Annotated in this window: 18 protein-coding genes; 7 read left to right on the top strand and 11 right to left on the bottom strand. The window is 28.8% G+C overall.

All coding sequences use genetic code 11. The annotated features are described in order from the left end of the window. The first annotated feature begins 81 nt into the window (after positions 1-81). Positions 82-906, top strand: a complete 825-nt coding sequence (locus DAD81_RS15645) for a mechanosensitive ion channel family protein (RefSeq protein WP_111709242.1) — start codon at positions 82-84, stop codon at positions 904-906. An 81-nt stretch (positions 907-987) separates the two neighbouring features. On the opposite strand, the gene DAD81_RS15640 is transcribed toward DAD81_RS15645, so the two are convergent. The 6 genes from DAD81_RS15640 to DAD81_RS15615 all read right to left on the bottom strand — a co-directional run bounded on the left by DAD81_RS15640 (position 988) and on the right by DAD81_RS15615 (position 8,069). Continuing rightward, positions 988-3,234 (bottom strand): NADP-dependent isocitrate dehydrogenase, encoded by a 2,247-nt coding sequence (locus tag DAD81_RS15640; RefSeq protein ID WP_111709241.1) that lies wholly within the window; start codon positions 3,232-3,234, stop codon positions 988-990. 766 nt (positions 3,235-4,000) lie between these two features. After that, on the bottom strand, positions 4,001-4,351 hold the full coding sequence (gene rplS, locus DAD81_RS15635; protein ID WP_111709240.1) for a 50S ribosomal protein L19: 351 nt from the start codon (positions 4,349-4,351) through the stop codon (positions 4,001-4,003). Positions 4,352-4,437: 86 nt separating this feature from the next. Beyond that, a complete protein-coding gene (trmD, locus tag DAD81_RS15630) occupies positions 4,438-5,115 on the bottom strand; it encodes a tRNA (guanosine(37)-N1)-methyltransferase TrmD (protein ID WP_111709239.1) in 678 nt (225 codons plus the stop codon). A 40-nt stretch (positions 5,116-5,155) separates the two neighbouring features. Then, positions 5,156-6,469 (bottom strand): DEAD/DEAH box helicase, encoded by a 1,314-nt coding sequence (locus DAD81_RS15625; RefSeq protein ID WP_111709238.1) that lies wholly within the window; start codon positions 6,467-6,469, stop codon positions 5,156-5,158. 263 nt (positions 6,470-6,732) lie between these two features. Then, positions 6,733-7,578: a peptide chain release factor N(5)-glutamine methyltransferase gene (prmC, locus tag DAD81_RS15620; protein WP_111709237.1), complete on the bottom strand. Its 846-nt coding sequence runs from the start codon at positions 7,576-7,578 to the stop codon at positions 6,733-6,735. Continuing rightward, complete coding sequence (locus DAD81_RS15615; RefSeq protein WP_111709236.1) at positions 7,578-8,069, bottom strand: GNAT family N-acetyltransferase; 492 nt, start codon at positions 8,067-8,069, stop codon at positions 7,578-7,580. The genes prmC and DAD81_RS15615 overlap by 1 nt, the downstream gene beginning before the upstream one ends. Positions 8,070-8,091: 22 nt before the next feature. Between DAD81_RS15615 and ribD the strand changes: the two genes are divergently transcribed. Together ribD and DAD81_RS15605 are read left to right on the top strand one after the other, a co-directional pair. Next, positions 8,092-9,141 carry a bifunctional diaminohydroxyphosphoribosylaminopyrimidine deaminase/5-amino-6-(5-phosphoribosylamino)uracil reductase RibD gene (gene ribD, locus DAD81_RS15610; protein ID WP_111709371.1) on the top strand — a complete coding sequence of 350 codons (1,050 nt, stop codon included), beginning with the start codon at positions 8,092-8,094 and terminating at the stop codon, positions 9,139-9,141. A 13-nt stretch (positions 9,142-9,154) separates the two neighbouring features. Next, positions 9,155-9,766, top strand: a complete 612-nt coding sequence (locus DAD81_RS15605; RefSeq protein ID WP_111709235.1) for an IMPACT family protein — start codon at positions 9,155-9,157, stop codon at positions 9,764-9,766. Here DAD81_RS15605 and DAD81_RS15600 read toward each other — a convergent pair. Continuing rightward, complete coding sequence (locus tag DAD81_RS15600) at positions 9,753-10,169, bottom strand: acyl-CoA thioesterase (protein ID WP_111709234.1); 417 nt, start codon at positions 10,167-10,169, stop codon at positions 9,753-9,755. The genes DAD81_RS15605 and DAD81_RS15600 overlap by 14 nt on opposite strands. Before the next feature lie 165 nt (positions 10,170-10,334). Here DAD81_RS15600 and dnaA point away from each other — a divergent pair, with 165 nt between their 5' ends. The 3 genes from dnaA to DAD81_RS15585 are packed head-to-tail and all read left to right on the top strand — an operon-like array spanning position 10,335 to position 12,941. Beyond that, positions 10,335-11,762, top strand: a complete 1,428-nt coding sequence (gene dnaA, locus DAD81_RS15595; RefSeq protein WP_111709233.1) for a chromosomal replication initiator protein DnaA — start codon at positions 10,335-10,337, stop codon at positions 11,760-11,762. An 8-nt stretch (positions 11,763-11,770) separates the two neighbouring features. Beyond that, positions 11,771-12,232, top strand: a complete 462-nt coding sequence (locus tag DAD81_RS15590; RefSeq protein WP_111709232.1) for a low molecular weight protein-tyrosine-phosphatase — start codon at positions 11,771-11,773, stop codon at positions 12,230-12,232. Further along, the gene (locus DAD81_RS15585; protein ID WP_111709231.1) at positions 12,225-12,941 is read left to right on the top strand and encodes an SAM-dependent methyltransferase; all 717 of its coding nucleotides are present in this window, start codon (positions 12,225-12,227) and stop codon (positions 12,939-12,941) included. Before DAD81_RS15590 ends, DAD81_RS15585 begins: the two co-directional genes overlap by 8 nt. A gap of 43 nt (positions 12,942-12,984) precedes the next feature. On the opposite strand, the gene DAD81_RS15580 is transcribed toward DAD81_RS15585, so the two are convergent. Genes DAD81_RS15580 through DAD81_RS15565 form a run of 4 tightly spaced genes read right to left on the bottom strand, consistent with a single transcriptional unit; the run spans position 12,985 to position 15,843 of the window. Beyond that, a complete protein-coding gene (locus DAD81_RS15580) occupies positions 12,985-13,701 on the bottom strand; it encodes a head GIN domain-containing protein (RefSeq protein ID WP_111709230.1) in 717 nt (238 codons plus the stop codon). Between the two features lie 7 nt (positions 13,702-13,708). After that, positions 13,709-14,779 carry a hypothetical protein gene (locus DAD81_RS15575; protein WP_111709229.1) on the bottom strand — a complete coding sequence of 357 codons (1,071 nt, stop codon included), beginning with the start codon at positions 14,777-14,779 and terminating at the stop codon, positions 13,709-13,711. Further along, on the bottom strand, positions 14,763-15,305 hold the full coding sequence (locus tag DAD81_RS15570) for a hypothetical protein (protein WP_111709228.1): 543 nt from the start codon (positions 15,303-15,305) through the stop codon (positions 14,763-14,765). Before DAD81_RS15570 ends, DAD81_RS15575 begins: the two co-directional genes overlap by 17 nt. After that, on the bottom strand, positions 15,286-15,843 hold the full coding sequence (locus DAD81_RS15565; RefSeq protein ID WP_111709227.1) for an RNA polymerase sigma factor: 558 nt from the start codon (positions 15,841-15,843) through the stop codon (positions 15,286-15,288). Before DAD81_RS15565 ends, DAD81_RS15570 begins: the two co-directional genes overlap by 20 nt. Before the next feature lie 236 nt (positions 15,844-16,079). On the opposite strand from DAD81_RS15565, the gene lon reads away from it, so the two are divergent. Then, positions 16,080-18,533 (top strand): endopeptidase La, encoded by a 2,454-nt coding sequence (lon, locus tag DAD81_RS15560; RefSeq protein WP_111709226.1) that lies wholly within the window; start codon positions 16,080-16,082, stop codon positions 18,531-18,533. Positions 18,534-18,540: the final 7 nt, after the last annotated feature.

The following is an 18,540-nucleotide window of genomic DNA, read 5'->3' as shown; positions in this document are numbered from 1 at the left end:
TTGAAAACTATTAATGAATGTGACCTTAATAAAAATGTGGTGTCATATTTTATATAACTAACAAATTTTAAATTATTGTTTATGGGAAATATTACAGATTCATTGTCAGGTTTTTTTAATTCTATTTCAGAAGGAATAGGAGATTGGGGATTAAATTTAATAGGAGCTTTTGTCTCTTTAATTATTGGGTTTTGGATTATTAGGATTATAATGAAAGGTATATCCAAAGCTTTTGAGAAATCAAAAATTGATGATACATTAAAACCGTTTTTAATTACATTAATAGGTTTTGCTCTTAAAGCTTTATTATTTATAACAATTGCTCAAATAGTTGGAGTACCTATGACATCCTTTGCAGTGCTATTAGGAGGTGTTGGTATTGCTATTGGAGCCGCATTTAATGGTTCTTTGGGACATTTAGCTTCAGGTGTAATGTTATTAATTTTTAGACCTTTTAAAGTGGGGGATTTAATTGAAGTAAATGGGGAATTAGGTTTTGTTAAGGAAATATCAGTTTTTGTTACAATTTTAGAAACATTTCAAAATAAAACATCAATTTTACCTAATGGTTCTATAACAGCTAATAAAATTATAAACTATACAACTATTGGTAACTTAAGGGTTGATATGCCTTTTGGAATTAGATATGGAACCGATATTAATAAGGCAAAATCAATTGTTAATGATATTTTATCTAATGATAAAAATGTTTTAGCAGATCCAAAACCAAGAGTTGCAGTTAATAATTTAGGGCCAAATGGAGTTGAGTTATTGGCATTACCTTATTCAAGTGTTGAAGGATATTGGGATGTTTATTGGGATACTCGTCAGAAAATAGTAGAAGCTTTAGGAGAGGCAGGGTATGAAGCTCCTTTCCCTCAACGTGTAGTTACTATGACAAAATAAAAGTTTAGAGAAATAAGAAAAAGAGAAAAAAAGCGAACAACTGATTTAGTTGTTCGCTTTTATATTTATATAAATTGTGGATTACATTAATACGTTTTCTGCAGGAATTGAAGCGATAATTTTATTAAATGTATCACTAGGTCTCATTGCCATATTAGTTAATTCTGTATTTGGCATATAGTATCCTTTTAGATCTATTTCTTTTCCTTGAGCACTATTTAGTTCAAGTAAAATTTTCGGTTTATTTTTTAGTAACTCTTTGTATATTTTGCTAAATAAAGCTTTTAAATCGGCATCTTTACTTTGTTTAGAAAGAGCTTCAGCCCAATACAAGGTTAAATAAAAGTGACTTCCTCTATTATCTAATTCATAAACTTTTCTTGAAGGAGATTTTTTATTTTCTAAAAACATATCTGTAGCTTCATCTAATGTATCTGCTAAAACCAATGCTTTTGAGTTATTAAAGTTTTCGCCTAAATATTCTAAAGAAACAGCTAAAGCTAAAAACTCACCTAATGAGTCCCAACGTAAATGACCTTCTTTTATAAATTGTTGAACATGCTTAGGAGCAGATCCACCAGCACCTGTTTCAAATAAACCTCCACCATTCATTAAAGGAACAATAGAAAGCATTTTAGCACTTGTTCCAACTTCTAAAATTGGAAATAAATCGGTTAAGAAATCTCTTAAAACATTTCCAGTTACTGAAATTGTATCTAAACCTTGTTTAAGTCTAATAAGTGTGAAAATAGTAGCTTCATAAGGAGCCATTATTTGAATATCTAATCCAGAAGTATCTTCATTTGGTAAATAAAGATTTATTTTCTTAATTATTTCATTATCATGAGATCTTGCTTCATCAAGCCAGAAAATAGCTGGTGTATTAGTAGCTCTTGCTCTTTTTACTGCTAATTTAATCCAATCTTGAACTGGAGCATCTTTTACTTGACACATTCTCCATATATCACCTTCTTCAACCTTATGTTCCATTAAAACATTTCCTGAAGCATCGGTTACTTTAACAATTCCATCTGATTTTATTTCAAATGTTTTGTCATGTGAACCATATTCTTCTGCTTTTTGAGCCATTAAACCAACGTTAGGAACTGTTCCCATAGTTGTTGGGTCAAAAGCACCATTCTTTTTACAGAAATCAATAGTAGCTTGGTAAATACCGGCATAACTACTGTCAGGAATTACAGCTTTAGTATCTTGTTGTTCTCCTTTGGAATTCCACATTTGACCAGAAGTACGAATCATTGCAGGCATAGACGCATCAATAATAACATCACTTGGTACATGTAAATTAGTAATTCCTTTTTCAGAATTTACCATTGCTAAAGCTGGTCCGTTTTCATAACATTTAATTATGTCTTCTTCAATCTCAGCTTTTTTGTTGGCTGGTAATGTTTGAATTTTAGAAAGTAAATCTCCAAATCCATTATTTTCTTCTACACCTAACTCTTCTAATAAAGCACCATGTTTTTTATATAAATCCTTAAAAAAGACTTTTACAGCATGTCCAAAAATTATTGGATCAGATACTTTCATCATTGTTGCTTTCATATGTAATGAAAACAAAACACCTTTCTCTTTAGCGTCTTTAATTTGTTCTTCTAAAAATGAAACTAAAGCTTTTTTACTCATTAAAGTTCCATCAATAATTTCACCTTTAAGTAATGCTAAATTTTCTTTTAGTGTTGTTGATACTCCAGATTTATCTGTAAATACTATATCAATACTTGTAGGTTCTTTTACAGTAACTGATTTTTCATTTGAGAAGAAATCATTATCACTCATTGTTGAAACATGAGTTTTTGAATTAGAAGACCAAGCACCCATTGAGTGCGGGTTGTTTTTAGCGAAGTTTTTCACAGCTTTAGGAGCTCTTCTGTCAGAATTACCTTCACGTAATACTGGGTTTACAGCAGAACCTTTAATAGAGTTGTATTTTTTTTGAATTTCTTTTTCTTCATCCGAAACAGCTTCTTCAGGGTAATTAGGAATTGCATATCCTAAATTTTGAAGTTCTTTAATTGCGGCAATAAGCTGAGGTACAGAAGCTGATACATTAGGTAATTTAATAATGTTTGCTTCTGGTTTATTTACCAAATCTCCTAATTCCAACAATGTATCTTCAACTTTTTGCTCAGTTTTTAAGTATTCAGGAAAAACAGCTAAAATTCTATTAGCTAAAGAAATATCTTTAGTTTCTATATCAATATTGGCTGGTTTTGTAAAAGCCTTAACAATTGGAAGAAAGGAATAGGTAGCTAAAGCTGGAGCTTCATCAGTTTTTGTGTAAAATATTTTAGGAGTCGTGCTCATAATATCTTGTAAGTTATTTAATTAATAATTGTTGTTAAATACAATTATAAAGATTGATATTAATTTTAAATTGTCTTTAACAAATGTAATAAATATCAATAAAATACAAGCCTCGAAAACGTTATAAATCGAGGTTTCAATTTGGAAATTGTGTAAAAATGAGGGATGTTTTTTAAGAGATTCGTAAAGAGGTAAAAAACAAAAGCCATAATACTGATTTCTCGCTATTATGGCTTTTTGCTGAAATACTTTTTTTAATAAGTTTCAATGAATTTAACCATTTTTGCCATTTTTTCAAATCACATAGTTAATGTTCATCTAATTAGTTACTTTTCAAAGAATTGTAACTTTTTATTAAACTAGTTGTTTCGTTTAAAAGAACTCCTAAAACTTTGTTGCAAAATTTAGTAAACTAAATATTACTCGCTTAGAGAGTTGTTTTAAAAATGCTTCTAAAATCATGTTTCCACTTATTTATGCTAAATACTTGGGCACATTACCTATTTAAAGTTAGATTTTAAAAACGTATGTTCAAGAACATTTTAGAATCAATTAAAAAATATTTTAAACTTTAAAAAGTTACATCTTAATGTTTAAACTAACTTCCTAATTAATTCTACTCTAAGATACGTCTTTTTACACTAAGTTAACAAATTAACTAAAGTTTATATATTAACAATATATAAACTAGACTTATTAACAATTGTTAATAACTAAAAAAACCACTTCGAATAGAAGTGGTTTTTAAATTTTTATTGAAATAAGACTAACGTCTTTTTTCAGCAATTCTTGCTTTTTTACCAGTTAATCCTCTAAAGTAGAAGATACGAGCTCTACGAACTCTACCGTGTTTGTTAACTTCAATTTTTTGAATAGAAGGTAAATTCATAGGGAATATACGTTCTACACCAACAGTTCCAGACATTTTTCTAATAGTAAAAGTTTCTGAACTACCAGAACCTCTTCTTTGAATAACCGTACCTTTAAAGAACTGAGTACGAGTTTTTTGTCCCTCTTTAATTTCGTAATAAACTGTTATAGCGTCTCCAGCGTGAAATTCAGGAAACTCATTTTTTGGTACATATTCGTCTTGTACAAATTTTACTAAACTTTCCATTTTTTTAATTTTAATGGTTTTCAATGACCAACATTCACGATTTTCGTCAGAGGTTGATTTTGAGTGTGCAAATTTAACTAAAAAAATTAGTCTTCCAACAAATCTGGTCTAATTTTTTTTGTTCTTTCAAAAGCTTGTTCATTTCTCCATTCTTCAATTTTAGGAAAATTGCCAGATAACAATATCTCAGGTACCTTAAGTTCTTTATATTCAGAAGGTCTGGTGTATACTGGAGGTGATAATAAATCATCCTGAAATGAGTCTGTAAGTGCAGAAGTTTCATCGCCTAAAACACCAGGAATAAGTCTTATAATGGTGTCGCATAAAACTGCTGCGCCTAATTCTCCGCCACTTAATACATAATCACCAATAGAAATTTCTTTTGTAACAAACAATTCTCTTACTCTTTGATCAACACCTTTATAATGTCCGCAAAGAATAATCATATTTTCTTTTAATGAAAGTGTATTGGCCGTTTGTTGGTTTAAGGTTGGAGCGTCTGGTGTCATATAAATTATTTCATCATAATCTCTTTCAGCTTTTAATTTAGAAATACATTTATCAATTGGTTCTATCATTAAAACCATACCTGCACCGCCTCCAAATTGATAATCGTCAATTTTTCCGTAATCATTTAAGGCGTAATTTCTTAAATCATGAAAATGAACTTCAACTAATTCTTTATCAATTGCACGTTTAATTATTGAAAATTCAAACGGACTTTTAATTAATTCTGGTGAAACTGTTATTATATCAAATCGCATGTTGCAAAGTTACTTTTTTGATTAAAATTTAGAGGTTTTATTATTTTAAAATACTAACTCTAACTTTTTTCTTTTTAAGCTTAGTGTTGTTTAACTTATTTATTAATTCATTAATGTTTGAATTTGAAACAGCTACATAAGCACAATCTTGTTTTAATTCAATAACACCTAGTTCTTCTTTGTTAATATTTCCTTGTTTAAAAAATAATCCTGCAATATCTCCTTTTGAAATTTTGTCTTTTCTTCCACCGGAAATATGAATTGTATTCCAGTTGCTTTTTGCTATATTTTTGATAGAATTTATCTGAAGTTCTTCATAATCTTTAATGAAAATAGGTAATTCTTCGTGTTGAGATTTTAAGATATAAGCTGTTCCATTACTATGCATTCTGGCAGTTCTACCATTTCTATGAATGAATTCATCGGGTCTTGTTGGTAATTCATAATGTATAATAAAGTCCATTTCGGGAACATCAATACCTCTGGCAGCTAAATCTGTTGCAACCAGTATTTTATGTGTTCCATTTCTAAATTTTATCAAAGCTCTTTCTCTATCCAATTGCTCTAAATCACCAGAAAAACAACCGTGATTTATTTTTTTATTGTAAAGAAAATTACTAACAATTTCAATACTAGCTTTTAAATTACAGAATATAATTCCACTTCCTTTTCCAACCTGACCTAACAATTTCTCTAAAGAATCTAATTTGTCTGGTTTGTTAGCAACTACAGTTTGAATTTTTAAGTTGGAAGTTTTTTTAGTTAAATAATTAATTCTTTTAGGATTTTTAAGCCCCATAAAAGAAGGGATTTTAACCTTTTGAGTAGCTGATGTTAAAACTTTTTTCTTTACAGACGATAATTCTTGTAAAATAAATTTCATATCTTCTTCAAATCCTACTTCTAAAGATTTGTCAAATTCATCTAAAATTAAGGTTTTAATATCATTAATTTCAAAAGTTTCTCTTTCAATATGATCTGCAACTCTTCCAGGTGTGCCAATAAGTATTGCTGGTGGATGTTTTAATTCAACTTTATCTTTTGATCCCGATCTTCCACCATAAACGGCATTGGCTTTATAACCGCTTCCCATTTCACGTATAACTTGTTCAATTTGTATGGCGAGTTCTCTTGATGGAACAACAATTAAAGCTTGAATATTTTTAATGTTTGGGTTTAATCCATCAATTAAAGGTAATAAAAATGCTAATGTTTTTCCAGTTCCTGTAGGTGATAATAATATAGTTTCTGCATTAGAAGTAACGGTGTTAAAAGCTTCTTCTTGCATTGCATTCAATTTTTCAATTCCTAATTTGGATAAAATTGCTTGCTGATTTTTTATGTTTTCTGCCATTTGGCAAAGGTACTTGTTTTAGTTGTAATTTAGAAGGTTGGAGAAATTAAGTAAAGTGTTGAATAAATTAAATTTTTTGTGAAACTCTTTTAATTCTAAATGTTAAGGTATTTTGTGATTTCTGTGAAGGAAAGAATCCTTAAAAAGTTGATTTAGATTTCTGTTTTATTCATACAATTATTAGTGCCTTTTTGGAGTTCATGAATCTTAAAGTAATAACACTTACTATTTTATTTAAAAGAATAATAACCAACAATTGTCAATTAAATACTAGCTTTTAACATTCTGTCTTCACCAAACATGTCTTTTTTTAGTTGAACATTTTTAAAATCTTTTTCACTAATTAATTCAGCTGTTTCTTTTCCTAAATATTGATTGATTTCAAAATAAAGATTTCCTTTTGAAGAAAGATGTTTTTTAGCTAAATCACCAATTTTGTTATAAAATAATAATGGATTGTCATCTTCAACAAATAAAGCTAAATGAGGTTCATTATCTAACACATTTTTCTGCATATGTTGTTTTTCAAGCTCTCTTACGTAAGGAGGATTACTTACAATGATTGAATAGGTTGAAGGTAATTCATCTAAATTTAAAATATCGGCTTCAATAAATTTTACAGAAGCATTATTTAAAAGTGCATTTTCTTTGGCGGTTTTTAAAGCTTCAGAAGAAATATCAAGAGCAAAAATGGTTGCGTTTGGTAAGTTTTTAGCTAATGAAATTGCAATGCATCCGGTTCCAGTTCCAATATCTAGAATTTTAATTTCACCCAAGTTTTTAGAATCTTCAATAATAGACTGTATTAATTCTTCCGTTTCAGGTCTTGGAATTAATACGTTTTTATTCACTTTAAATTTTAGTCCAAAAAATTCAGTTTCACCTATTATATATTGTATTGGTGTAAATTTGCTTAATTCTGATAAGGCATTTTTAAGAAAATTTAAATCAACTGATTTAATTTCAAAATCAGGTTGTAATGCAACATCAATCCTAGTTAAATTTAGTTTGTATTCAATAATTATATTAAAAAATGATTGTATTTCGGTTTGAGGATATAACTCACTAAGTTCAGTAAAAAACTGAGTTTTAAATTCTTTTATTAGCATTATAAATCTTTAAGCATATATAAATTACATGAAAAATGACCAGTATTTCCCATAGGAGCGTCCAAATCTTTAAAACCAACTTTTCGGTATAGTTTTCTGGCTTCTTCCATATATGGTAAGGTTTCTAAATAACATTTTTCAAAGCCAAAATCTTTGGCTTTCTGTAGGCAAATATCCATCATTTTACTGCCTAAACCAATTCCGCGAGCTTCATTTTTAAAATACATTTTTTGAAGCTCACAAATATTACCGTCAAAATTGTCTAATTGCTTAATTCCTGCACCTCCATAAATTTCTCCATTTTTTTCAATTACATAATAAATTGTTTTGTTGAAATTATAAGCTTCAAATAATGTGTCTAAAATTTTATCGGCATAGGCAGTTCCTACTTTTGGAACATCATATTCAATTAAAATTTCACGAATAGCTGTTGCGATTTTCGGATTATCTTTTTGCTGAATTTCTCTAATGTTAAAATCTGAAAGAGTCATTTTAAAGTATTATTTTTGCGTGGTGAATATACACGAAAAATACATAAAACGTTGCATTGAACTTGCCGAAAATGGTTTAGGAACTACATATCCAAATCCTATGGTAGGTAGTGTAATTGTTGTGAATAATGCAATAATTGGAGAGGGTTGGCATAAAAAAGCAGGAGAGCCACACGCAGAAGTAAATGCAATAAATTCAGTTAAAGATAAATCACTTTTAAAACTGGCTACAATTTATGTTAGTCTAGAGCCTTGTTCTCATTTTGGAAAAACTCCCCCTTGTGCAAACTTAATTGTTAATAGCGGAATTAAAAATGTGGTCATTGGAATTGTAGATTCTAATAGTAAAGTTAGTGGGAAAGGAGTAAAGTATTTAAAAGATAATGGCTGTAAGGTTGAAGTTGGTGTTTTAGAGGATGAATGTTATAGCTTAAATAAACGTTTTTTTACGTTTCATAATAAAAAACGACCGTTTGTAATTTTAAAATGGGCTGAAACTAAAGATGGTTTTATTGATAAGTTTAGAGATGATATTGCGGAAAATACACCAAATTGGATTTCAAATGAATATTCTCAGCAGTTTGTGCATAAAATGAGAGCTGAAGAGCAGGCTATTTTAGTTGGTACAAAAACGGCTTTAAATGATAATCCTAGTTTAACTGTTAGAAGTTGGAGTGGTGAAAATCCTATTCGAGTTGTTTTAGATAGAAGTTTAAAAATACCAAGAGATTATAATTTATTAAGTGATGGAATTAAAACCATTGTTTTTTCTGAAGTAAAACATATTATAGATTCTAATGGTAACGTAATTTTTGAAAGAATTGATTTTAAAAATAATGTACCACAACAAATTTGTAAAGTATTGTTTAAATATGAAATTCAGTCGGTAATTATTGAAGGAGGAAAGCAGACTTTACAAAGCTTTATTGATACCAATTTATGGGATGAAGCTTTTGTTTTTACTGGAGATGTTTTGTTTAATAAAGGATTGAATGCACCTATAATTAAAAAATCTTCTTCAGAAATAAATAAAATAGGAAATGATCTATTAACATACTTTACAAATATTTAGTTCGGTTAAAACTATGAATTCAGAAAAAGACACTTATAATACTATTGAAATTGGCAAAGGAGATGTGCTTTTTAAAGAGAAGGGGAGTAAGTTTTTTAGTTATGTGTTTCCTGTTTTTAATGAAGATGAAGTAAAACTGCATTTAGAAGAATTAAAGAAAAAACATCATGCTGCTAGGCATTGGTGTTATGCGTATCAAATAGGAATTGATACAATAAGATATCGTGTAAATGATGATGGAGAGCCTAGTAATACAGCAGGACAGCCAATTTACGGACAGATATTATCAAAAGATATTACCAATATTTTAGTAGTTGTTGTTCGTTATTTTGGAGGAACAAAGCTTGGAGTAGGAGGTTTAATTAGTGCTTACAGAACTTCTGCAAAAATGGTTTTGGATGAAGCGAAAATTGTAGAAAAAACAATTGATGTTCATTTTGAATTAATTTTTGAATATGCGCATATGAATAAAGTGATGCGAATTGTGAAGGAAAATAACCTTCAAATTTCGCCTCAAAAAATGGAATTGAATTGTGAGTTTACAATTCCTGTTAGAAAGAAAAATTCAATAAGAATTAAAAAACTCTTTACAGATTTACGATGTTTAAAAATTAAAGAAATTTAATTTCGTTTTCATCCAATTTATCTAATAAATATTGAGGCGCTCTAGTTGGCTTCCTTGTTTCTGAATTTACAAAAACCAAAGTTGTTGAGGCTGTGGTAATTAATTCTTTTTTTTCGTTATAAACTTCATATTCAAATTGTATTCGAACTGATGGTTTTTTTGTTATAGAAGTCTTTACGGTAAGTAAATCATCATATATGGCTGGCTTTATGTAATTTATATTAAGATTAATTACAGGTAACATAATACCATCCTCTTCCATTTTTTTATAAGAGACCCCCATGGCCCTTAACCATTCAATTCTTCCCATTTCAAAGTATTGCGCATAATTGCCATGATGGACGTAACTCATTTGATCAGTTTCATTATATCTGACTCTAAATTCTATTTTATTCGAAATCATTTTGTATATTTAAAAACTGTTATTTACATAAAAAATAATTAATAATCAATAGATGTTTGATTTTTTTATAACGAAAAATATTCACATTTTTGTACACCGAAAAAGCATTAGGTATTTCTATATTTTAGAGGGTAAAATTAAATTAAAAAAAGCTATAAATCCGCAATGAATAAAACTGCATCATCAGTTTGGACTGAATGTCTCTCCTTTATACAGGACAACATTAAACAACAAGCATTTAAAACATGGTTTGAACCTATTAAACCTATTAAATTGTCGGGTGAGGCATTAACTATTCAAGTACCTAGTAAGTTTTTTTATGAGTGGCTTGAGGAGCACTATATTAAATTATTAAGAGTTGCTTTAGTAAAACAATTAGGTGAGGATGCAAAACTGATTTATGATGTTAGAATGGAAAATAATTACAGTAGTAATAATCCACATACTGTTAAATTTCCAAGTTCAAATAGAAATCCTATAAAAGCACAGGGAGTAACTGTACCAATTGATTTTGATAAGCGAGAATTAAAAAATCCTTTTATTATTCCTGGAATTCAGAAAGTTAAGATTGAATCTCAACTGAATCCAAATTATAATTTCAAAAGTTTTGTAGAAGGTGATTCTAACAGGTTGGCTCGTTCTGCAGGAATGGCAGTTGCAAATAAACCAGGAGGAACTTCTTTTAATCCATTATTAATTTATGGAGGTGTTGGTTTAGGTAAAACTCATATTGCGCATGCAATAGGTGTTGAAATAAAAGATAAATATCCAGATAAAACAGTATTGTATATTTCTTCTGAGAAATTTACACAACAATATATAGATTCCGTAAAAGGAAATACTAGAAATGATTTTATTCATTTCTATCAAATGATTGATGTTTTAATTATTGATGATGTACAATTCTTATCTGGTAAAACAGGAACTCAAGATGTGTTCTTTCATATATTTAATCATTTACATCAAAATGGAAAACAAGTAATTTTAACTTCAGATAAAGCTCCTGTTGATATGCAGGATATTGAACAACGATTACTATCTAGGTTTAAATGGGGATTGTCTGCAGAGTTGCAAGCACCAGATTATGAAACTAGAGTCTCAATTTTAGAAAATAAACTATATCGTGATGGTGTTGAAATGCCAAAAGAAATAGTTGAATATATAGCGAAACATATTAAATCTAACGTTCGTGAATTAGAAGGTGTTTTAATTTCAATGATTGCACAAGCATCCTTTAATAGAAAAGAATTTACACTTTCATTAACAAAACAAATTGTTGACAAATTTGTAAAGAATACCAAACGAGAAGTGTCTATAGAGTATATTCAAAAAATTGTTTCAAGTTATTTTGAATTAGATGTTGCCACTTTGCAATCTAAAACTCGTAAACGTCATATTGTACAGGCACGTCAACTAGCAATGTATTTTGCAAAACGTATGACTAAAGCATCACTTGCAAGTATTGGCTCTCAAATTGGGAAAAGAGATCACGCAACTGTTCTGCACGCTTGTAAAACTGTTGATAATTTAACAGAGACAGATAAGCAGTTTAGAAGATACGTTGATGATATTACTAAGAAACTTACTTTTTAATAAATAAGATGACTAAAATATTAATGGTTTGTCTCGGCAATATATGTCGTTCACCATTAGCAGAGGGGATTTTGAAATCAAAAGTAGAAGGTTTAAAAGCTTTTGTTGATTCTGCTGGTACTGGAGCATACCATATTGGAAATAAGCCAGATAAACGATCTATTGCCATTGCAAAATTAAACGGAATTGATCTTACTGATCAAAAAGCTCGAAAATTTTCTATACAAGATTTTGAATTGTTTGATTTTATCTATGTTATGGATAATTCAAATTATAAAAATATTGTCTCTTTAGCTAAAAATGAAGAAGATAAATCAAAAGTTCGATTTATTTTAAATGAAGTATTTCCTGGGGAGAATTTAGATGTACCTGACCCATATTATGGTGGAGATTCTGGATTTAAAAATGTTTATGATATGTTAGACGAGGCATGTGATATTATTGCTAAAAGAATAAATAATAATGGATAATCAAAAAGGAAAATTATATTTAATTCCAACAACTTTAGGAGACAATGAACCTTTGGAGGTTTTGCCTATTTCGGTAAAAAAAATAATTGAAGAAATTGATTGTTTTATTGTTGAGAATGAAAAAACTGCAAGAAGATTTATTAAGAGAATTACTCCAAGAAAGTCTCAACCATCTTTAACTATTTTAATGCTTGATAAATATGCAGATCAATTAGAGGTTAGAACATATTTGGATACTTGTGAAACAGGTGTTTCTGTTGGTTTGCTTTCTGAAGCTGGTGTTCCAGCTATTGCAGATCCAGGAGCGGAGATTGTTAAATTAGCCCATGAAAAAAATATTAGAGTAATACCATTAGTTGGCCCATCTTCAATTATTTTAGCAATGATGGCTTCAGGATTTAATGGTCAAAATTTCTCATTTAATGGTTATTTACCAATTGATACAGCTGAAAGAAAAAAGGCAATTAAAAGTTTAGAAAGGTTGTCAAAAGAAAAAAATCAATCTCAAATATTTATTGAAACTCCTTATAGAAACGATAAAATGTTTACGGATTTAAAGAGTACTTTAACTCCTACAGCTAAACTGTGTATTGCTTGTAATATAACTTTGGCAGATGAATATATTAGAACTTTGGAAATAAAAGATTGGAAAAATGAAAAACCAGATTTAGTTAAGAAACCAACTATATTTATTATACATAAAGAATAAAAAAAAGGCTTAAACAATTTGTTTAAGCCTTTTTTTTAGATTGTTAGCCTTTCTTTTTTATTGAGCCAGACCCAATGGAATTAGATTTTACTATTTTTGGATTTCCATAGTAGAAAACATTTCCTGATCCAGCAATTTTAGCTTGTATTTCTTTATTGGTTTTTATTTTAATATTTCCAGAGCCTGCAATTTTAGCAATTGCAATATCCGTTTTTAAACTTTCTCCATTTAAATTACCTGAACCAGCAATATTGCAACTAAATTCATTGGAATCACCTTTTAAATTAATATTACCTGAACCTGCAATATGTGTATCAATTTTTCTTGTTGAAACTTCCATATTCATATTTCCAGAACCGGCTAGATTTATTTTTAGATTGTTAGTCTCTATAGAGTCTTCAGTTTTTATATTACCTGAACCCGCAAGAGAAACTGAGTTTATATCTTTAAAAGGAATTATAATTTCAATAGTTTTACTACTTTTTAAAGAATATCCTTTTTTTGTTTTTATGCTAAGTAGATCTTTTTTTACTTCACAAGATATATATTCCATTAAATTTTCATCTGCTTTAATTGAAATTTCTCCTTCACTTCCTTTAACAAGTAAAACATCAAAATTTCCACTAATACTAATTTTATCATAATCTGATACAGATCGTATTTCCGTTGTAATAGATCCGTTTCCTTTAACTTTTTTATTCCATTGTGCGTTCAGTGAAACAAAAAATAATAGTGCTAAAAATGTTGTTGTAAATTTCATAGTTGATTTAGTTTATTAGTGAAATATTTCCGTAACTTGTTTTTAACTCAATACGGTTTCCTGAGTTTTCGGTTCCAAAATAACCTTCATAATATTTAGATGAGCTTTTTTTAATTTCTTTATAAAAAGTAAAACCATCTCCAAAATTTAGGTTTCCATAGCTTGTTGAAGCGGTTATGTTAAAAGATGTTTCATTGTTAATTCCAATTTTTACACCTGCGTATTCTGCATTTACTTTTAAGAATTTAAAATTAGATCCTAAATTACCAATACTTAATCCGCCATAATCAGCAACAAATACTCCAGATTCATTTAATTTATTTATTTTAACTGAAATATAATCAGTGTTTCCATTTGCATTTCCAACTTGGTTTATTTTTAAGCTTCCGTAGTCGCAATTAAAATCTAAATTAGATACTTTGCCAAAGGATAAATGAGAATAGTCTGCATTTAAATTTAATTTTTCAGAACGTTCAATGTGAAGAGTTGAATAATCGGCATTAATATGTCCATCTTTCATATATTCAATATTTGAATTATTAGTATAATCAATATTTATATTGTTATCTGAATTTAATAATTCACCAATGGAAATTTCTCCATAGTCTACATTAAATTTTGTAGAGCCCTCAATTTTATCAAGACGAACTCCTCCATAATCATTTGAAATTTCTAAATTATTTGTAACGGGCATATAAATTGTATAATCAATCTGCATATTTACATTGTTGCTTTTACCAAATAAACTCCAGGAATTTGATGTTTTTTCAATTTTAGTTTTGGCTGAAACAAAGTTCAAATTTGAATCGAAAATTACATTAATATGTTTCAGTTTTTCTGCAACTTTTTCTTCATCATTTCCATTGGTTGTAATACTTACATTAATTATAATTTTATTAGTGTTTGAAGTTACAATATCAATGTTTCCGTATTTATTTGAAACATTTAATGTTGCGTTTTTATTTACTGTAAATTCCTTTTTTATTACTTTGTTTTTATTGTATTTGCCTCTTTCTGTTGCATACGTAGCAAGCGGAATAAACATTGTAAGGATGATAATTTTATAAAAATATTTCATTGTTTTGTAGGTTTAATTGTTTAACATATTCAATTTGTTGCAATAGGGATTGCAATAATTCAATACGTTGTTGAAAATTTGAAATCATAGCAAAAATTATTCGTCTATCTTCTGTACTTTCTTTTAGTTCTAAAGTAAGTAGTTTGTATTCATTTTCAAGTTTATTAATTTGCTTTAAAGCATCAGAAATAAGTACCTCTGTATTATTATTTCGTGCAAGTTCAATTGTTTCTAATTCTTTTTCAATAAGAGAAACAAAATAACTTTGGGTTTCTTGCATTTCTGGAGAAATTTCGGCTAATTCCATTCCAGAGTTGTTAAAGTTAGCTCCAATCCAAATACCAAAAAACAATACAAATGATGCAGCTATAGCCATAAAAGTATATATTTTTTTTCTTCTTTTTAAAGGTTTAGTTGTTACTTTATTTAGTTTAGCTTCAAACCTATTAAAATGACCTATAGTTGGTTCTTCAATGTCAAAAGTTCCTTCTATATTTTTAAATATGTTATCTAAGTTGTCTTTCATATTGTTGAGATAAAAGTTGTCTTAATTTGTTTTTAGCTCTAGAAATTGTTGTTCTGCTATTTTCATAAGAAATATCCATAATACTAGCAATTTCTTCAGAATCGTAACCTTCTACTAAATTTAGTGTTAAAGCGACTTTATAATTATTTTTTAGTTTATTCATGTTAATTAATATTTCCTTAGAGTTAAATTTAGAATAATCAACACTTTCAATTTCTTCTTGAATTTCTCTTGTTTTTTCAAGAGATATTGTTTTTATTCTATTATTTTTCTTTAGCGCTGTTAAACTATTATTAATTACAATTCTCTTTAACCAAGCTCCAAAAGTTACATTACCACTATAAGAATCTAATTTTGTAAATGCAGATAAAAATGAGTCTTGCATTATATCTTCAGCTTCAAAACTATTATTAACTATTCTTAAAGAAGTATTATACATAGCTTTATAATATTGCTTGTATAATGCAAATTGAGCGGTTTTATCGCCTTTTTTACATTTCTCAATTAGCTGGTTACTATGTTGATTGTTCTCTTTCAAAAAATAGTTTCTACTTAAAAGACAATAGATTTTTACTACTGTTACACTTTTGTTTAAAATTACGAAAAATAAATTGCTGCAGTTAAATTCAATTTGGCATAACAATTGAAATTTAATAATTGTAAAATGTAGAAACAACGCTATAAAGTGTTGTAAATCAATAAGGTGTTTCCTTTTGTGTTTTTTAATTGAAAAAGGAAATAGTTTTTAAATGACAAAATGACCATATACATACTATGAGTGATTCAAATTTTTTAAATATAGACAATATGTCATTACAGAACATATTGGATGAAGATGCGGATTTAATACCGTTAATGACTCCTGAAGATGAAGAGGAAATAAATAATGAACAAGTTCCAGATGTTTTACCAATATTACCTTTGCGTAATACGGTACTTTTTCCAGGGGTTGTGATTCCTATTACAGCAGGGAGAGATAAATCTATTCAGCTAATAAAAGAAGCTAATAAAGGAAATAAAACTATTGGAGTTGTAGCTCAAAAAAATGAAGCTATTGAAGATCCAACAGCAAAAGATGTTTACAAGGTAGGAACTGTGGCCCGTATTTTAAGAATGCTTAAAATGCCTGATGGTAATATAACTGTTATTATTCAAGGAAAAAAACCTTTTGAGATTGATACGATGGTTCAAGAGGATCCTTATATGCAGGCAATTACTAAACCGCGTTTAGAAGATAGAAAAGAGGAGAAAGAGCCTGAATTTGAAGCTATAATTGATTCAATTAAGGAAATGGCAACTAAAATTATTAAAGCCAACCCAAGTTTACCAACTGAAGCTTCTTTTGCAATAAAAAATATTGAAAGTAAACCTTTTTTAATAAATTTTGTTTCTTCAAATATGAATTTGAAAGTTGAAGAGAAACAAGAATTATTAGAAACAGAAAATTTAAAGGAAAGAGCGCTTCTTACTTTAAAAAAGATGGATGAAGAATTTCAACGTTTAGAATTGAGAAATGTAATTCAATCTAAAACACGTTCTGATATGGATCAGCAACAACGTGAATATTATTTACATCAACAATTAAAAACAATTCAAGAAGAATTGGGAGGTGTTTCTTACGATGAAGAATTGGAAGAAATGCGTGAAAAATCTCACAAAAAGAAGTGGAGTAAAGAGGTTAAAGAAACGTTTGAAAAGGAATTAGGACGTTTACAACGTATGAACCCGCAGGTTGCTGAATATTCCGTTCAGAGAAACTATTTGGATTTATTGTTGGATTTGCCTTGGAATGAATATACAAATGATCAATTTGATTTAAAAAGAGCTCAAAAAATATTAGATCGTGATCATTTTGGCTTGGAAAAAGTTAAAGATCGTATTATAGAACATTTGGCTGTTTTAAAGCTTAAAGGTGATATGAAGTCTCCAATTATCTGTTTATATGGACCTCCAGGTGTTGGTAAAACTTCTTTAGGTAAATCTATTGCAGAATCTTTAGGTAGAAAATATATACGTATGTCTCTTGGTGGAGTTCGTGATGAAGCAGAAATACGTGGACATAGAAAAACCTATATTGGAGCAATGCCAGGTAGAATTATAAAAGACTTAAAAAAGGTTGGAACCTCTAATCCTGTTTTTGTTTTAGATGAGATTGATAAATTAGCTACATCTAGTCATAATGGTGACCCTTCTTCAGCAATGTTAGAAGTGTTAGATCCTGAGCAAAATTCAACATTTTATGATAATTACTTAGAACTAGATTACGATTTATCTAAAATATTATTTGTTGCAACAGCAAATAGTTTATCAACTATTCCTTGGGCATTAAGAGATAGAATGGAAATTATTAACGTTTCAGGATATACTGTTGAAGAGAAAGTTGAAATTGCGAAAAGACACTTGTTGCCTAAACAATTAAAAGAGCACGGGATTACAACTTCACAACTTAAAATAGGTAAAAAACAATTAGAAAAAATTGTTGTTGCTTACACAAGAGAATCTGGAGTTAGAGGTTTGGAGAAACAAATTGCTAAAATGGTTCGTTATGCGGCTAAATCTATTGCAATGGAGGAGGAGTATGATATTGATATTTCCATTGAAACAATAGAAAAAGTTTTAGGACCTTCTCATTTAGAACGTGATAAATATGAAAGTAATGATGTTGCTGGTGTAGTTACAGGTTTAGCTTGGACAAGCGTTGGAGGAGATATATTGTTTATTGAATCTATTATTTCTAAAGGTAAAGGATTAACCATTACAGGTAATTTAGGGACGGTAATGAAAGAGTCTGCAACAATTGCAATGGAATATATTAAAGCAAATGCAAGTGACTTTGGTATTCCAGCTAAAGTATTGACAGATTATAAAGTTCATATACATGTTCCCGAAGGTGCAACACCAAAAGATGGACCAAGCGCAGGGATTACAATGTTAACATCGTTAGTTTCAGTATTTACACAGCGTAAAGTAAAATCTAGGTTGGCTATGACAGGTGAAATTACTTTAAGAGGTAAAGTGTTACCAGTAGGAGGAATTAAAGAAAAAATATTAGCGGCTAAGCGTGCAAATATTAAAGAATTAATTTTATGTAAGGAAAATGAAAAGGACATTTTAGAAATTAAGGAATCTTATTTAAAAGGCTTAAAATTTCATTATGTTACTGAAATGACTGAGGTTATTGATATAGCGCTAACAAAGCAGAAAGTGAAAAATGCTAAAAAATTATAAATAAAAA

Source organism: Lutibacter citreus, from assembly GCF_003260195.1.
In the GTDB taxonomy this organism is placed as follows: domain Bacteria; phylum Bacteroidota; class Bacteroidia; order Flavobacteriales; family Flavobacteriaceae; genus Lutibacter; species Lutibacter citreus.
Note: the sequence above shows the minus strand (reverse complement) of the source record. Positions and strands in the feature narration are given on the sequence as shown.

Bases quoted from the DNA above. Each gene is read 5' to 3' on its own strand.
- DAD81_RS15645 (WP_111709242.1), top strand. From the start codon at position 82: ATGGGAAATATTACAGATTCATTGTCAGGTTTTTTTAATTCTATTTCA.
- DAD81_RS15640 (WP_111709241.1), bottom strand. From the start codon at position 3,234: ATGAGCACGACTCCTAAAATATTTTACACAAAAACTGATGAAGCTCCA.
- rplS (WP_111709240.1), bottom strand. From the start codon at position 4,351: ATGGAAAGTTTAGTAAAATTTGTACAAGACGAATATGTACCAAAAAAT.
- trmD (WP_111709239.1), bottom strand. From the start codon at position 5,115: ATGCGATTTGATATAATAACAGTTTCACCAGAATTAATTAAAAGTCCG.
- DAD81_RS15625 (WP_111709238.1), bottom strand. From the start codon at position 6,469: ATGGCAGAAAACATAAAAAATCAGCAAGCAATTTTATCCAAATTAGGA.
- prmC (WP_111709237.1), bottom strand. From the start codon at position 7,578: ATGCTAATAAAAGAATTTAAAACTCAGTTTTTTACTGAACTTAGTGAG.
- DAD81_RS15615 (WP_111709236.1), bottom strand. From the start codon at position 8,069: ATGACTCTTTCAGATTTTAACATTAGAGAAATTCAGCAAAAAGATAAT.
- DAD81_RS15605 (WP_111709235.1), top strand. From the start codon at position 9,155: ATGAATTCAGAAAAAGACACTTATAATACTATTGAAATTGGCAAAGGA.
- DAD81_RS15600 (WP_111709234.1), bottom strand. From the start codon at position 10,169: ATGATTTCGAATAAAATAGAATTTAGAGTCAGATATAATGAAACTGAT.
- dnaA (WP_111709233.1), top strand. From the start codon at position 10,335: ATGAATAAAACTGCATCATCAGTTTGGACTGAATGTCTCTCCTTTATA.
- DAD81_RS15590 (WP_111709232.1), top strand. From the start codon at position 11,771: ATGACTAAAATATTAATGGTTTGTCTCGGCAATATATGTCGTTCACCA.
- DAD81_RS15585 (WP_111709231.1), top strand. From the start codon at position 12,225: ATGGATAATCAAAAAGGAAAATTATATTTAATTCCAACAACTTTAGGA.
- DAD81_RS15580 (WP_111709230.1), bottom strand. From the start codon at position 13,701: ATGAAATTTACAACAACATTTTTAGCACTATTATTTTTTGTTTCACTG.
- DAD81_RS15575 (WP_111709229.1), bottom strand. From the start codon at position 14,779: ATGAAATATTTTTATAAAATTATCATCCTTACAATGTTTATTCCGCTT.
- DAD81_RS15570 (WP_111709228.1), bottom strand. From the start codon at position 15,305: ATGAAAGACAACTTAGATAACATATTTAAAAATATAGAAGGAACTTTT.
- lon (WP_111709226.1), top strand. From the start codon at position 16,080: ATGAGTGATTCAAATTTTTTAAATATAGACAATATGTCATTACAGAAC.